Raw genomic sequence first — 14551 nt, forward strand, 5'->3', positions numbered from 1 at the left:
ATGGATGCTACGATCCGAATTGTGCCTGGTGGAGCCGGCTGTACACTCCATGGGTTTGCAGCAGCTCGTCATGCTTACCTTGCTCTGCGATGCCTTTCTCTGCAACGACAATAATTCGGTCTGCATTTTTGATCGTTGCCAAGCGGTGGGCAATCACAAGAGTTGTTCGTCCTTGGGACAATTCCGAAAGAGCTTGCTGGATGGCTGATTCCGTCTCTGTATCCAGTGCAGAGGTAGCCTCATCCAAAATAAGAATCGGTGGATTTTTCAAGAACATCCGTGCAATCGACAGGCGCTGCTTTTGTCCGCCTGACAGCTTCACACCGCGCTCCCCGATCAGTGTATCCAAACCTTCTGGGAGTGACATTATCAGCTCTTCCAGCTGCGCCCTTCTTGCTGCCTCCCAAATATGTTGATCAGAAGCTCCAAGCTTGCCGTATGCGATGTTTTCCCGAATACTGCCATCGAACAGGAAAACCTCCTGCTGCACGATACCGATATGGGAGCGGAGCGACTCCAGAGTCATTTGGCGAATATCGATATGATCGATTGTGATGCTTCCCGCGTCCACATCATAAAAGCGCGGCAGCAGGCTGCACAAGGTCGTTTTCCCTGCACCGGATGGACCTACCAGTGCGACGGTTTCCCCAGCGCGAATGGACAGGGAAACGTCAGTCAGCACCTTATCCTTGTTTTCATAGCCAAACGTAACGCCCTCGAAGCGAATATCGCCACGGACGTTGCTGATTGCTTTCGCGTTAGGTGAATCTGCGACATCAGGCTCTGTTTCCAGAAGCTCCAAATAACGTTTGAACCCTGCCACACCCTTTGGATACGTCTCAATGACCGAGTTAATTTGTTTAATCGGTCCTAAAAACACGTTGGACAGCATGACAAATGCGATGAACTCCCCATACGTCATTTCGCCAGCGATGACAAACCACGTACCGCAAACGAGGACAAACAACGATACGAGCTTCATCAAAATAAAGCTAAGCGATGAATTCCACGCCATAATGCGATACGTGAGAAGCTTTGTAAAACGAAAACGCTCATTGTTTTGTGCAAAACGTTTAATTTCATGATTTTCGTTAGCAAACGCTTGAACGACACGAATTCCACTGACATTATTCTCTACGCGCGCGTTGTAATCAGCGATATCTTTGAACATACGATCAAACGCTTTTGACATTTTGCGGCTAAAGTACATCGACAAGTAAATCATCAACGGCACGATAATAAAGGTAAGAACCGCCAGCTGCCAGTTGATGCTGAGCATGATTCCAAAAGCACCCGTCAAGGTCATGATCGCAATAAACAAATCCTCTGGCCCATGGTGAGCGATTTCGCCAATGTCCATCAGATCGTTCGTCATACGCGAAACGAGATGGCCTGTTTTGTTGTTATCAAAAAATCGGAACGACAGCTTTTGCACCCGATCAAACAGCTTCTTGCGCATGTCTGACTCGATATTGATCCCCAGCTTGTGTCCCCAGTATGTAACGACAAAGTGAAGCCCGGCACTGACCACATAAATCCCCAAAAGAATCAGGCACGCATATAAAATCACCCTCCAATCGCCGCTGGGAAGCAGATCATCCACCACCCTGTTTACGGCAAGCGGGAAAGCAAGCTCTAAAAGCGCTGCTAAAATGGCGCACGAAAAATCCAGGATGAACAAACCCATGTAGGGCCGGTAGTAGGCAAAAAAGCGGCGTAGCATGTATCTCCTCATCTCCCTTCAGGTACTGCCTCATTCGACTTGCAAACGCAAGTCTACGACTTCGTACGAGCGAGCAAATACAAGAAATAAGGAGCTCCGATAACTGCTACTACGATGCCTGTGGGAATCTCAGATGGTTGTAATATCCAGCGTCCTATCGTATCTGCAACAATAACGAGCAGCGAGCCAACGAGTGCTGCAGTCGGCAGTAGCATTTCATGCTTTGGACCAACCAGTCTGCGCGCCAGATGCGGTCCGATCAAGCCAACAAAGCCAATTCCGCCACTCACGGCCACGCACGAAGCAGCAAGACCGACGGCTGCTGCGAGCAGCTTCAGCTGTTCTCTGGATACGGGAGCGCCAAGGCCAGTCGCCAGCTCTTCCCCCAGATTCAGCACGTTCATGACACGTGCTTTGTAAAAAACAAACGGCAAAAGAACAACGATCCACGGCAGCAGAGACAAAACAAATTTCCAGTTCGTGCCCCAGATGCTACCAGCCAGCCAAGTTGCTACAAATTGATACTTTTCCGGGCTCAGCTTGAGGGTCAATACGATCATGGCTGCGCTCATCCCAGCCGCAACAGCGATCCCGGTCAGCAAAATGCGGATCGGAGACAAGCCTTTGTGTCTTTTATATGCGAGGATAAAGATTAGTGCAGCAGTGAAGCTCGCACCTACCAATGCCAGGACAGGCAGCAAAAATACTGGTGCTGCGGCAGTAGACGGGTAAAACGAAATGAACAGCATGACCATCAAGCCCGCTCCGGCATTGATCCCCAAAATTCCCGGATCTGCTAATGCATTTCGCGAAATCCCTTGGATAACGCAGCCAGACACAGCCAGACCCGCTCCAATCAGGATGGAAATCACAATACGAGGTAGGCGGAAATCAAACAGAATCAGACTTTGTTTCTCCGTTCCCGAACCCAAGAGGGTCATAAGCAAATCCATTGGTGATAAGCGAATAAATCCTGTATTCATACTGATGATAAAAGCGATCAAGATCAAAACACCAAGTACGATCATGACAGCTATGCCCCTCGCTCGCTTACGGGCATCTACATGAGCTGTGAGTGATTGCATGATTACATCTCCCTTCTTTCTTTACGTGCCAGGTAAAGGAAGAACGGCACGCCGATTAGCGCGATGAGTGCCCCAAGGGGGGTCTCGAAGGGTGGATTCACCATTCTCGCCGCCAAATCGGCAAAAACGACAAGCAAGCTGCCCAATACCGCTGAACACGGAATAATCCAGCGATAATCCACACCAACCAAATAACGGGTCAAGTGAGGAATAATCAGACCGACGAAGCCCACTGCCCCAACAACGGATACTGCTGAGCCTGCCAAAATCAGTACAATGATCATTCCTAAAAATTTGACCAATACAGTGCGCTGCCCAAGTCCCTTGGCAATATCCTCACCAAGGCTAAGCATCGTAATGGAGCGAGACAGGGCGATCGCACCGAGAATCGCTACCAAAATCCACGGGAACATAATTTTCAGCTGGAACCATTTTGTTCCGGCTACGCCACCTGCGTACCAAAATGCGAGGTCTTGGCCAATTTTGAAATAAAGTGCAATCCCTTCACTCAGCGCAGACAATAATGCACTTAGTGCCGCGCCAGCCAAGACCAGACGCACTGGCGTGAGGCCCCCCTTTGCCAACGAGCCAATCCCGTAGACGAGTCCGGCACCAACACCGGCACCCAAAAAACCGTAAAGAATCAAATACATGAACGGCAAGCCAGGAAAAAAGGCAAAGCACAGTGCCAAAACAAAGCCTGCCCCTGCATTTAGACCGAGTAAGCCGGAATCAGCCAAAGGATTGCGCGTCATCCCTTGCATGATCGCCCCAGCCACGGCAAAGCTGGCTCCCACCATCGCCCCGCCTAAGAGCCGCGGAAGTCGAATCTCCTGAATAATCTGATGCTGTGTCAAATCAGGATTAAAATGAAAAATCGCATCCCAAACGACTGAGAAATGGATGTCAGCCGCTCCAAATGAAACGGACAAAAACATTCCAAGTATTAAAGCCAAGACGCCACTCGTCAAAATAAGTGTTGCTGCCCAAGGACGAGTGCGAAACGTGACCGGATTCGTTGTTGCTCCTTTTTGCATGGAATGTGCATGTTGACTCATACTTGCCACCTTTTCTATCAATATCAATAGGGATATAACCTGCTTTGGATTATGTTCCCTTCCCAAAAGCATTGATATTGATAATTATTATCACAATGAGAATTGTAGGCGATTGAGGAAATAAGTGTCAATGGATAAAAACGATAAATCTTTTGGACATTTAGGACATTTGTTACGCCAGCAAGCGTAATACCTCATCAATTTTTTTCGAATTTGCGATAACCCCATGATTCATCCAGGTCATAAAATCGACGTGGTAGGCACAGTTGTTTTGGACAGCTGGAAGGGATCGCCAAAGCGGATGCTGAATTTGCTTTTGTTCCGCACCTGTCCCTGCCTGATGCCATTTGTCAAATGCATAAAAAATATGATCCGCATCCAGTGTAGACAGCTGCTCCCATGTCACACCCGCCCTCGCTTCCTGCGGAGATAACTGGGTGACGAGCGGATGGGGCTTCATCTCCAAATCCTGAAACAAAACAGGAGCCGTATAGTATTTTTCAACACTGATCGTCTCTGCAGACACACGCAAAAAGGCGACTGTCTGCCCCTTGAGACTGCGTGCCAGCACGCTTTTAGCTGCCAGGGCTTTGTACTCGTACTGCGAAATTGCTGTTTCAGCCTGCTCCCCCCGGCCGAGCTGCTCCCCTAAAATACGCAGAGTCGAGCGCCAATCCGGGCCGAGCTGACGAATAACGCATGTACGTGCAATACGGGCGCACTCCTCGTACAGATCAGCTTTCAGACCGGTGCATTGACGCAGCATAATGACGTCCGGATATTGACTCGCCAAGTCGTTTACCTTGCTTTTTAATACGTCATACGTAGGTACTCCGTCCAGAGCGAGGTAATCTTGCTTACCCCAAAATGAATGCGCCCACTGTACAATCGGAGTAAGCCCCAAGGCAACTACATAATCCTCCATAAATAGAGAAACCACTCGCAAATCATCACGATGAATATTCCGATACTTTCCCGGGGCAAGCCCTACGCTTTGCTTGAAGCGGCGGTTAAAATAATATTCACTCGTAAACCCGACATTTTGCGCGATCTCATGAATCCGGTCACCAGTCATAAGCAGCAGCTGCTTTGCACGGTTCATCCGCAAGCCATTGATATAATCTAGCGGAATCTGCCCGGTTACCTCTTTGAATAATTGCGTGTAGCGCCAGCGCGGGACTTGTGCTTTTGCAGCCAATTGATCGACTGTCAGCTGCTCTTGGTAATGCTGCTGAACATACTCAATCGAGTGCTCGACAGCCTTGCGAGGGTCCAATGCAGGCATCGCGGAAGCATATTGCTGGAGTAAAAAACGCATGAGCTCCTCGAAGCGCACATGATTGTAATATCGTTGAAGCCCGTCTGCCTCTTCCCGATGCCTAAATATCTCGTTTACAAGCTCGACTAGCTTGGAAAAAGGAGTGCAGGCCAGCTCCCCCGTCCATGGAAAGGGCTCCGTAGATTCGCAGCTCTCCATAGAAGTCAGGTGCAGCATGCGAAAGGTCATCCGAAAATATTCAAGGACGTGTCGATCCGAACGAATCCAGTGATTTTGACCTGGCTGTATCACCCAGCAGCTTTCCCGTTTGATATCACATTCTGCATCTTCTACATACAGGTGACCCTGGCCGTCTAAGGCGATGAGAATCGTATAATGATCTACTTCTCTATAAGACTGCAAAGCAGCAGGTGCAAGACTGCCTCTTTCCATTCCTGTCAACAGGTAGAGGGAAGGAGGATACAGCACTTCATCGGAGCTGAGAATATGTATCTCCCTCTTTCATTTAATCGAGAATGATTATCATTTTTATTTATTATAATGAAAAACAGAAAGCTCATCAACCATCGTCGACAAGCTTTCTGCCTATTTTTTGAAACGCGCTATAGACGCGACTTATTTGACGAACGTTTTCACCAAGTCATCTGCTTTCATCATGTTCGCCAGCAGGGCACCTGATTGCCAGTGAGTCCGGTCCATTTTATAAACATGTCCTTTTTTGACAGCAGAAACCGCTTGCCAGATCGGTGTTTCGAGAATTTTCAGCGACTCTTTGTTATCCTCAGAGTCCCAAGTGCCATTGGACGGGAACAAAATGATATGATCCGCATCAATAGCCGGAATTGCTTCCTCCGTAAGAACTACGTGTGTTTCCTGATTTTTGGCAGCCGAGTATGGCGTAAGGCCAAACTCCGAATAAAGCATACCCGTATAGGCATTGCCATCACCAAACAGGGCGAGCGTAGGCTTGTTGCCGACATTCAGGCGAATGACTGCGACTGTCTCATTCCCAACTGCCTTTTGCAGCTTTGCTTTTGTATCGGCTATTTTTTGCTCATATTTCTTAATAACCTCGTCTGCTTTCTCCGGAATTCCAAGCAGATCTGCGATTTTCTTGAGACGTCCAGTCGTATCATTGCGCAGTTCATCCGGCAGCTTGTAGGTAGGTGCGACTTTGCTGTACTGCTCGTATTTCTCTGCATCCGCTCCCCCATCTACGATAATCAAGTCAGGTCCCGCCTGCAGCAGCGCTTCCATGCTTCCCGTTATATCAAACTCCGGCACGTCCAAACCGAGGTAATCCTGTTTGCCCCACGCAGGATGATACCACTGGACAATCGGCTTCACGTCCAGTGCCAGCAGGAAGTCTTCCTGATAAATGGCAGCCACTCGCTGTGGATGAGCAGGGATGGTGACATCGCCATATGCATCCTGAACCACTCTTGTTTCAGCTGATTTCTCTGCAGGTGCCTGCTGTTCTGCCGGCTTTTGTTCTGCTGACGAGGTCGTTGGCGCGGCTTGCTCGGGCGCTTTTTCTGCGCATGCAGTCAAGCTGAGTGCCATAACCATAACCAGAGCTATGGACATCCAACCCGTTTTGGTTCTTCGTTCGGTTCTTTCCATGTCTCGATCCTCTCCTGTATGCAATGAGCATCATTTTTGTGTGATTCTCATTCTCATCCGTTGTTTTCCATCCCGATCATATGTCCATACACTGCCTTCTGGCAATGCACTTTCTCCAGTTTTTTTTGTCCAAACTCGTGAACAAGCTTCCCGTATATCCTTGTTTTTGTACAAACGCAAGGAGGCCTCATCGATTTTGTCCATTGAGCAGCCCGTTTCGTTTTACTATGATGAATCAGTAAGTGATAATGATTATCACGCACAAGCACTAACTTATCATCGATTTCTTATTGGAGGAAGATTTGGAATGAACAACATTCGTAACATAGCGGGAGCACTGGGAACCATTGTACTTGCCACGAGTCTGCTTTTTGGGTGCAGCAGCCAGACTAATCAAAAGCAAGAGAGCGATCCTCCATCTGCAGAAGCGGTTACTCGCTCGTATACCGATTATAAAGGGCACACAAGTACCATTCCGGTATCACCGCAGCGGATCATCTTTTGGGGCGAGACTTTCGGAGATACACTAGCGCTGGGAGTCAAGCCAGTTGGAGGCTATGGCTATACCAAGCAAGTATTTGAAGACAGACTGCAAGGCGTAGAGAACGTAGGCTTCCCGATCAATTTGGAAAAGGTATTGGAGCTGAAACCAGACATCATTTTATACGCTGGCATAGAAGAGAAGGACTTTGAGGCACTTTCCAAAATTGCACCCACAGTCATTTTCGATACATTTGCCCCTTTGGAAGACCGAATGACGCACCTTGGTGATCTGCTAGGGAAAAAGGAAGAGGCAAGCAAGTGGCTGAAAGAGTACAAACAAAGCGCTGAAAACATGTGGAAAAAGCTAAAGGAAACGGAGATGAAGGAAGGCGAAACTGCCTCTGTCTTTACGTACTATCCCGGGGATCGTCTGTTTGTCATGGCGAGAACAGGCTTATCTCAAGTCTTATACGACGAGAACGGATTCAAGCCGACACCGCTCATCCAGGAAGTGCTTGATGCCCAAAAAGGGTTTGAGCTTGTCTCACTGGAGCGCTTGCCTGAGTTTGCTGGGGATCGGATTTTTATTTTGAATTCAACAGATGAAGAGCCGAAACGATCGACAGAAGCATTGCTCAAAAGCCGCATCTGGAATGACCTGCCCGCTGTCAAAAATGGAAAAGTCTACTCAATTGATATCGAAAAAGCAAACTCAGATGCAACCACCAGGGAATGGCTGATAGAAAAAATACCTGCTATGCTGCATAAATAATCCAGGCATATCCGAAGCTTTCAACCATCGTTGAAAAGCTTCTTTTTTTTGGATACAATGATTTGGTGATGATAATAATTATCACTATCAGAAAGGAGTGCAACAGCCTATGCTGGCTTCCTCTATGACTCCTGTCTCCCTATCTTCCCTCTTGTTTCAATTAAGAGCTTGCGAAATGGTGCATAGCCATCTGAGCAAACAACGCGAGGTCATCACAACTGCTGAACATACCTTGCTCATTTTTACAGAAGGACAAGGATTTTTACATAGTGATCATACCTTTTTCCCTATCCTGGTCGGAAAATGCTATCTGCTTCCGCCTGCGACTGCCTATCAGCTTGAACAGGAAGTCACTCGTCCACTCGGCTACTACCGCATCGCATTTTCAGTTGTTCATCTCGCTGACCAGCATATGCCTGTGCTTTATCAGCAGACGCTTTTACCAGGTCGTATGGAATTGACCGCTCACCCCGTGAATCGACTCTATCGGCTGGCGGATGAATTGATGGCAAGGAGCGACAGATCAGATGAACATGAAGCATTCACGCAGCAGCTTCGTTTTCAGGAGCTGATCGGTTTTTTATTAGAGCAAAATAGTTCTCGCGGTAAGCAGACGATGAGCACAGCCCAAGACGTAGAGAGCACGATTGATTATATCAGGCAAAACTATCATGAAAATATGACAGTCGGACAGCTGGCTGAGCTGGCTCATGTGCCCTCCTGGCAGTACACCCCGCTCTTTCGGGACCTTACAGGGAGGAAGCCGCTTGAATTTTTGACTGAAATCCGGGTTGAACAAGCCAAGGATTTATTGATTCACTCAGATGCTTCGTTGCGAGATATTGCCAACCAGGTCGGCTTTTCCGACGAATATTATTTCAACCGCCGTTTTCGCAAAACAACAGGGTACTCCCCCAGACAATATGCCCGGTTGCTCAAAAGCAAAAAAAGCGTCCGTGATTGGACAGGGCATGAGGTCGAGATTCCCGTACAGCCCCAGCGGATTGTATATATCGGCGAGACTTTTAACGATTTGTTGGCCTTGCAGGTGGAGACAATTGCAGGCGGGAATCTTTCCTGGATTGATCGGACCATGTACAGAGATAAGCTAAAGCATGTACAAGACCTTCCTTTTCCGTTCACCCCAGACGATTTAATGGCGCTGGGGCCTGATCTGATTCTTTTCGCCAGCTCTGATGAAGACGAGTACAACCAGATTGCAGGGATTGCCCCAACACTCACCTTTAATTCCTTTGCTCCGCTTGGATGCCGGCTACACACACTTGGAGAGTGGCTTGGAAAAGGAGAGATCGCCAGGCAGTGGCTTGAGCATTACGACGCCAAGGAAGCTCACATGTGGCAGCAATTGCGTACGGTGCTAAAGCCGGGGGAAACTGCCTCTGTCTTTATTCATGATCACGGGGATCGACTGTTTGTCATGGGCGTGAGCGGATTTTCCTCTGCCCTCTATCACCCGCATGGCTTTGCAAGTGGAGGCAAAATTCAGGAGATGCTCGCTGCTGAGGAGGGCTTCTCGGAAATTTCAGAGGCTGCTTTGCCGGACTATGCTGGTGATCGCCTTTTCATGCTGCTCTCTGAGAAGCCGGATTCCCGGTTAGCAACCCAACAACTGCTAAGCAGCGCGCTTTGGAAGAGTCTGCCCGCTGTCCAAAATGGAAAAGTTCATCTCATCGAAGCGCAGCAATGGAACTGGGGCTCGGCACTCGTACGGGAAAACTTGCTGCATGTTCTGCCGGGATTGCTGCGCAGGTCATCCTGAGGCTAGGACACACACAGCACTCACTAAGACAAAAGAAACGGAACCTCGTCAATGGTCCCGAAAATCATGCCGCATACATGAAGCTCGGTCCCGATAACGTGTTCCGTTTTTTCTTCTACAGCTCTCCTGCAACCATCCAGGTCACATTTTTCGTTTGCAAATCTGTGTCCCATTCCTCAGGAGCAGGTGTATCACTGATGACGATATCAACCTCTTTCAGGTCGGCTACCTTGCACAAGGTACTGATCCCGATCTTGGAATGATCCGCCAAGACGATGCTTTCATTTGCATTTTCGATAAAACGCTTGGCCAGCTCAGCACGCTCTGGATCGTAGCAAGTAAGGCCTTTGTGCAAAAGCAGCCCGTCCATCGACAGAAACGCTTTGTCGACAAAGAAGGACTTCATCATCTTTTCTGCAAAGGCGCCTCCGACCCGATGGTGCTTGGCATTGACTTTTCCGCCCAAAAAGTAGACTTCTGCTTTGAGAACACCACTGTTTTGATACTCGATCAAGAGGTTGAGCGCCGTGATGGAGCTCGTCAAGATCGTCAAATCCTTTTTGGTGGACAAAAAGCCGATCATCTGCAGTGGAGTCGTTCCTTCATCGATGACGATCGTATCATTGTCCTGCACCAGCTCAGCAGCGACACGGCCGATCCGCTTCTTTTCCTCGGCTCGCATAACCTCACGACTGAGATGCGAAGGCTCGGAGCGCTCCATATTCAGCTTCACTGCACCGCCATAGACCCGTTTCAGCTTTTTTTCCGCTTCCAGGTCTTCCAAATACCTGCGAATCGACTCTGAAGAAACCTGCAGCTTCTCCACCAGCTCATTGGTTCTCACTTTGCCGTTTGAGTTGACCAGCTGCAAAATGATCTGCTTACGTTCTTCTCCGAATAACGACGACACGCCATGTCCCCCTACTAAATCTGCTATCAGATCAAACACTCCTCAAACGAGATCTGACGCTTCACTTCCTTTTGCAGGCATCCTGCGTGGAGTTTCCCAACATTTCTGCATCTTTTCCTACCATAAATTGTAGAGGTATTGGGATCTACAATCAAGGAGCTATCTACCAGAATCGATTCTCTTCGATTGCTACTAGTAAACGTTCCATATCTTCTGCATAGACTTCGCCGATGTTTCCAATCCGAAACGTATCTGCTTGTGATATTTTTCCTGGGTAAATGACGAAGCCTGCTTGCTTCAAACGATCATAGAGCTCTTGGAACGAAAAGAAATTGCTCTCGGGATAATAGAAGGATGTAATGAATGGAGATTGGAACTCTTTTGGCAGCAAGGTTCGGAATCCGAGGCGCTCCATCCCGCCAGACAAGATTTCTTGATTACGTGCATAGCGCTCATATCGCTTAACTACCCCGCCTTCTGCCAGAAGCTCTGTCAGTGCTTGGTCAAAGGCACGTACAACATGAGTCGGAGAGGTATATCGCCACTTGCCGTTCTCCTCCTCCATGGTTTTCCACTGATCGTATAAATCGAGGGAAAGTGTTCGAGCAATACCTTTGCACCCCGTGAGCGCAGCTGTTCGGGCAATGACAAAACCGAAGCCAGGCACACCCTGAATGCATTTATTCGCACTTGAAATGAGATAGTCGATCGAAAGCTCTGCGACATCCAGCTCGATTCCTCCAAAGCTACTCATCGCATCTACGATATACACTTTGCCATATTTCTTGACGGTTTCGCCGATTTCACGGATCGGATTGAGCATCCCTGTCGTCGTTTCCGAATGTACGACTGCTACGTGTGTGATCGAAGCATCCTCTTCCAGAGCTCGACTTAATGATTCGGTAGACACCTGCGCTACTTCCCCGTAATCGATCACGGCAGTTGCTATATTGTGTACCTGCGCCATTTTCACAATCCGATCACCGTATGCCCCATTTGTCAGGACGAGCAGCTTTCCGTCTGTCGGAATCACACTGCTGATGACCGCTTCCACGCAAAAGCTTCCACTGCCTTGCATAAGTACGGTTGTATAGTCTTCCGTTTGATCCGTTGCGAGTTTCACGAGCTTTTGCCGAACCGACTGTACGAGCTCGTTATAATCCCGGTCCCATGTGCACCAGTCGCGCATCATAGCTTCGCGCACACTACGCGATGTAGACAGCGGTCCTGGAGTAAGCAGCAAATACGGATTGTCTGTTGCTTCCTGTTGATGTTGATTCAAAATGTCTCATCCCTTCTGACTGAACTGATCGAAACTACTTCACTCGTTATGGGCGTTCTCCAGCTGCCTGGCGCAGCTTGATTTTTTCCAGCACTTCATCTAATAACCCGATTTCCTCTATCACATAATGAGCACCTGCTGCTCGCAATCTCTCAGATGTTTTGGCCATTCTCTCTTCCAGCTCATCCGCTGCCATGTGCGCCACTTCCTCCTGCGCCAAGCCCAGCTCACTGCCGCCCTTGAGGACACCGACTGTCCACATTCCTGCGTTTCGCCCTTCTTTCATATCACTTGTCGTGTCTCCTACCTTGACCATCTCACTCATCGGGTAGACATCAAGCAGGATCGCATTTTGATAGCACATCCACGGATACGGTCGACCGGCAGGCATGTCGCTTGGCGTAACCAGCACATCTGGCGCATAGCCTTGCTCTTTGGCTGCTTTTGTTACAACGGCCATCATTTCGCGGGTATAACCCGTTGTTGATCCAATTTTGAGGCCTTGGCTTCGCAGCCGCTCTACCAACTGGATTGCTCCCGGTACGGGTGTTGCGTATTGATGCAGCGTCTCCATCAGCATCGGTTCAAAATCCGCGTACAAAGCATCTACATCGGACTCATCTGGGAGACGTCCGTACTTTTCCTGCCACAAGCCTGCTACACGCTCCATCCGGCACAGTGCCTGGATGTGATCACGCTTGAGCATGCCCATCGGCTCACGTGCTTCTTCGGCGGAAAGCTCAATGCCTCTGTTTTTAAAAACCTGCAAAAAAACGGCTAACGGAGCGAAACAACCGTAATCCACCATTGTTCCTGCCCAATCAAATACGACTGCTTTCATAACTTAAGCCACCTGACCTTTCTCTTGGTTGGACCATGCCGTGCGTTTTTTGAGGCGTGCTGCTATCCATTCCGCGCAAGCACGAGCGATGATGTTGAGGACCACGATCAGCACCGACATAGCTGCTGCTGGGGCGACGTCACCAGCGTCATCCATATTGACAATCGAGACGGACGCCAGTTTAAAATCGGCCGCGTACAGAAAAACAACGGCTGAGATCGTGACCATGGAATTGATAAAAAAGTAGACTGCCATTTCGATAATTGCTGGCGTGCATACGGGAACTGTTACTCGCCAAAAAACCTTGATTTGCGAGATGCCCATCGACTCTGCTGCTTGCTCAAACTCCGGGTCGAGCTTTTTCAAGGCACTGGTTGCAGTAATGAACCCGACTGCGAAAAAGTGGATCACGTTGGCGAGAATCAGAATCCAGATCGAGCCGTACAAGCCATTCAGCGGATTGTCTGGATTGTTGAAAAAGAAAATGTAAGCAAGACCAATGACTAATCCTGGCAGCGCCAAAGGAAGAATCGAAAGGAAATAGCCTGCTTGCCGAAGTCCTTTCCACACCTGTGATTTCTCGATAGTGTAAGCGGCTATAAACGTGACTACGGTTCCGATCACAGCTGTCAGCAAGGCGACCAAAATACTGTTCCATAGCGGTGTCATGCCTTCTCCGGCAACACCTGAAAAATCGTAATGCTGCCAGCCGAATTCGAGATTGTACGGCCATACCTTGATAAAGGAAGCGATCACGACTGCCGCCATCATTAGAAGCAAAAATCCACTAACACTCAGACAGATGAGCGAGAAAAAGAAGTCGCGAAAACGGTTTTCTTTGATTCGGTATGGCTTGGACTTGGCGGTAATTGCGGAATGCTGCTTGCGCTCTACGATTCGATCGACGATAAAGGCGGCGAGAGCCGGAATGATCAAGAGCAGACCAACTGTCGCTCCCATCGTCATGTTCTGCTGGCCGATGACCTGCTTGTACACATCGGTAGCCAGCACAGAAAATTGTCCTCCAACTACTTTTGGTGCCCCAAAATCGGTAAACGAGAGCGTAAAGCAAACAAAGCAAGCACTGACGATTCCATATTTGATGCTAGGAACTGTCACGGTAAAAAATTTGCGCCAGTTGCCAGCGCCAAGCGTATCCGCTGCCTCATAGAGCTGGTAGTCAGCGAATGCAAGTGATACAGCGAGGATCAAATAGGCCTGTGGAAACACATAGACGATTTCTGCCAAAATAATGCCAACCGGACCGTACAAATCAATATCCCACTGAAACGGAAGCATTCCGAATACCCCTGTGGTGACGAGTCCCTGGTTGCCAAACAGATAGGTCAGGGCAATCCCATGCATCATGGTCGGTGCGAATAACGGCAGCAAGGCAATCGCGCGAAATGCTCCTTTTCCCCGAATGCCGCTGCGCGTCAAGGCGTAGGCAAAAAGAAACGCGAGTGTAACGGCAATCACTGTCGTCATGGATGAAATGTAAAGCGTGTTCGTAACCGATTGGGACAAGGCCGGCGTCGAAAAGTAAGTCACAAAGTTGTTCAGTCCGATAAATTGCCCGCTCTTGTCATAAAATGCACGCGAGAACAACTGAATCAATGGCAATAGGACGCTTACACCTAGGGCTACGATGACGAGTGAAATCAGCCATTTTTGCATCGTCCTGCCTGTGGCTTGTCTGGCTGCATTCATACTGC

The 14551-nt window shown here is 48.8% G+C and carries 11 protein-coding genes; 2 read left to right on the plus strand and 9 right to left on the minus strand.

Annotated features, from left to right (window positions below; all coding sequences use genetic code 11):
* Nucleotides 1–7: 7 nt before the first annotated feature.
* From C3B52_RS13655 to C3B52_RS13675, 5 genes are all read right to left on the minus strand, one after another.
* Complete coding sequence (locus C3B52_RS13655) at nt 8–1723, minus strand: ABC transporter ATP-binding protein (protein ID WP_103106637.1); 1716 nt, start codon at nt 1721–1723, stop codon at nt 8–10.
* A gap of 53 nt (nt 1724–1776) precedes the next feature.
* A complete protein-coding gene (locus C3B52_RS13660) occupies nt 1777–2808 on the minus strand; it encodes a FecCD family ABC transporter permease (protein ID WP_103106638.1) in 1032 nt (343 codons plus the stop codon).
* A gap of 2 nt (nt 2809–2810) precedes the next feature.
* The gene (locus C3B52_RS13665; protein WP_103106639.1) at nt 2811–3866 is read right to left on the minus strand and encodes a FecCD family ABC transporter permease; all 1056 of its coding nucleotides are present in this window, start codon (nt 3864–3866) and stop codon (nt 2811–2813) included.
* A gap of 172 nt (nt 3867–4038) precedes the next feature.
* The gene (locus C3B52_RS13670) at nt 4039–5577 is read right to left on the minus strand and encodes an AraC family transcriptional regulator (RefSeq protein ID WP_103106756.1); all 1539 of its coding nucleotides are present in this window, start codon (nt 5575–5577) and stop codon (nt 4039–4041) included.
* Nucleotides 5578–5760: 183 nt separating this feature from the next.
* Nucleotides 5761–6768 carry an ABC transporter substrate-binding protein gene (locus C3B52_RS13675; RefSeq protein ID WP_103106640.1) on the minus strand — a complete coding sequence of 336 codons (1008 nt, stop codon included), beginning with the start codon at nt 6766–6768 and terminating at the stop codon, nt 5761–5763.
* A gap of 307 nt (nt 6769–7075) precedes the next feature.
* Between C3B52_RS13675 and C3B52_RS13680 the strand changes: the two genes are divergently transcribed.
* Both C3B52_RS13680 and C3B52_RS13685 read left to right on the plus strand, forming a co-directional pair.
* Complete coding sequence (locus C3B52_RS13680) at nt 7076–8023, plus strand: ABC transporter substrate-binding protein (RefSeq protein WP_103106758.1); 948 nt, start codon at nt 7076–7078, stop codon at nt 8021–8023.
* Nucleotides 8024–8132: 109 nt separating this feature from the next.
* Entirely contained in the window at nt 8133–9803 is a 1671-nt protein-coding gene (locus tag C3B52_RS13685) for an AraC family transcriptional regulator (RefSeq protein WP_103106641.1), read from the plus strand.
* 115 nt (nt 9804–9918) lie between these two features.
* On the opposite strand, the gene C3B52_RS13690 is transcribed toward C3B52_RS13685, so the two are convergent.
* The 4 genes from C3B52_RS13690 to C3B52_RS13705 all read right to left on the minus strand — a co-directional run bounded on the left by C3B52_RS13690 (nt 9919) and on the right by C3B52_RS13705 (nt 14546).
* A complete protein-coding gene (locus C3B52_RS13690) occupies nt 9919–10752 on the minus strand; it encodes a DeoR/GlpR family DNA-binding transcription regulator (RefSeq protein ID WP_235615706.1) in 834 nt (277 codons plus the stop codon).
* Nucleotides 10753–10876: 124 nt separating this feature from the next.
* A complete protein-coding gene (gene phnW / locus C3B52_RS13695; RefSeq protein ID WP_103106643.1) occupies nt 10877–11995 on the minus strand; it encodes a 2-aminoethylphosphonate--pyruvate transaminase in 1119 nt (372 codons plus the stop codon).
* A gap of 46 nt (nt 11996–12041) precedes the next feature.
* Nucleotides 12042–12836, minus strand: coding sequence for a phosphonoacetaldehyde hydrolase (phnX, locus tag C3B52_RS13700; protein WP_103106644.1), 795 nt, complete (start codon nt 12834–12836; stop codon nt 12042–12044).
* A gap of 3 nt (nt 12837–12839) precedes the next feature.
* Nucleotides 12840–14546 carry a putative 2-aminoethylphosphonate ABC transporter permease subunit gene (locus C3B52_RS13705; protein ID WP_103106760.1) on the minus strand — a complete coding sequence of 569 codons (1707 nt, stop codon included), beginning with the start codon at nt 14544–14546 and terminating at the stop codon, nt 12840–12842.
* Between the last annotated feature and the right edge of the window lie 5 nt (nt 14547–14551).

This window comes from Brevibacillus reuszeri (assembly GCF_002897295.1).
GTDB lineage: Bacteria > Bacillota > Bacilli > Brevibacillales > Brevibacillaceae > Brevibacillus > Brevibacillus reuszeri_A.

Bases quoted from the DNA above. Each gene is read 5' to 3' on its own strand.
- C3B52_RS13655 (WP_103106637.1), bottom strand. From the start codon at position 1,723: ATGCTACGCCGCTTTTTTGCCTACTACCGGCCCTACATGGGTTTGTTC.
- C3B52_RS13660 (WP_103106638.1), bottom strand. From the start codon at position 2,808: ATGCAATCACTCACAGCTCATGTAGATGCCCGTAAGCGAGCGAGGGGC.
- C3B52_RS13665 (WP_103106639.1), bottom strand. From the start codon at position 3,866: ATGAGTCAACATGCACATTCCATGCAAAAAGGAGCAACAACGAATCCG.
- C3B52_RS13670 (WP_103106756.1), bottom strand. From the start codon at position 5,577: ATGGAAAGAGGCAGTCTTGCACCTGCTGCTTTGCAGTCTTATAGAGAA.
- C3B52_RS13675 (WP_103106640.1), bottom strand. From the start codon at position 6,768: ATGGAAAGAACCGAACGAAGAACCAAAACGGGTTGGATGTCCATAGCT.
- C3B52_RS13680 (WP_103106758.1), top strand. From the start codon at position 7,076: ATGAACAACATTCGTAACATAGCGGGAGCACTGGGAACCATTGTACTT.
- C3B52_RS13685 (WP_103106641.1), top strand. From the start codon at position 8,133: ATGCTGGCTTCCTCTATGACTCCTGTCTCCCTATCTTCCCTCTTGTTT.
- phnX (WP_103106644.1), bottom strand. From the start codon at position 12,836: ATGAAAGCAGTCGTATTTGATTGGGCAGGAACAATGGTGGATTACGGT.
- C3B52_RS13705 (WP_103106760.1), bottom strand. From the start codon at position 14,546: ATGAATGCAGCCAGACAAGCCACAGGCAGGACGATGCAAAAATGGCTG.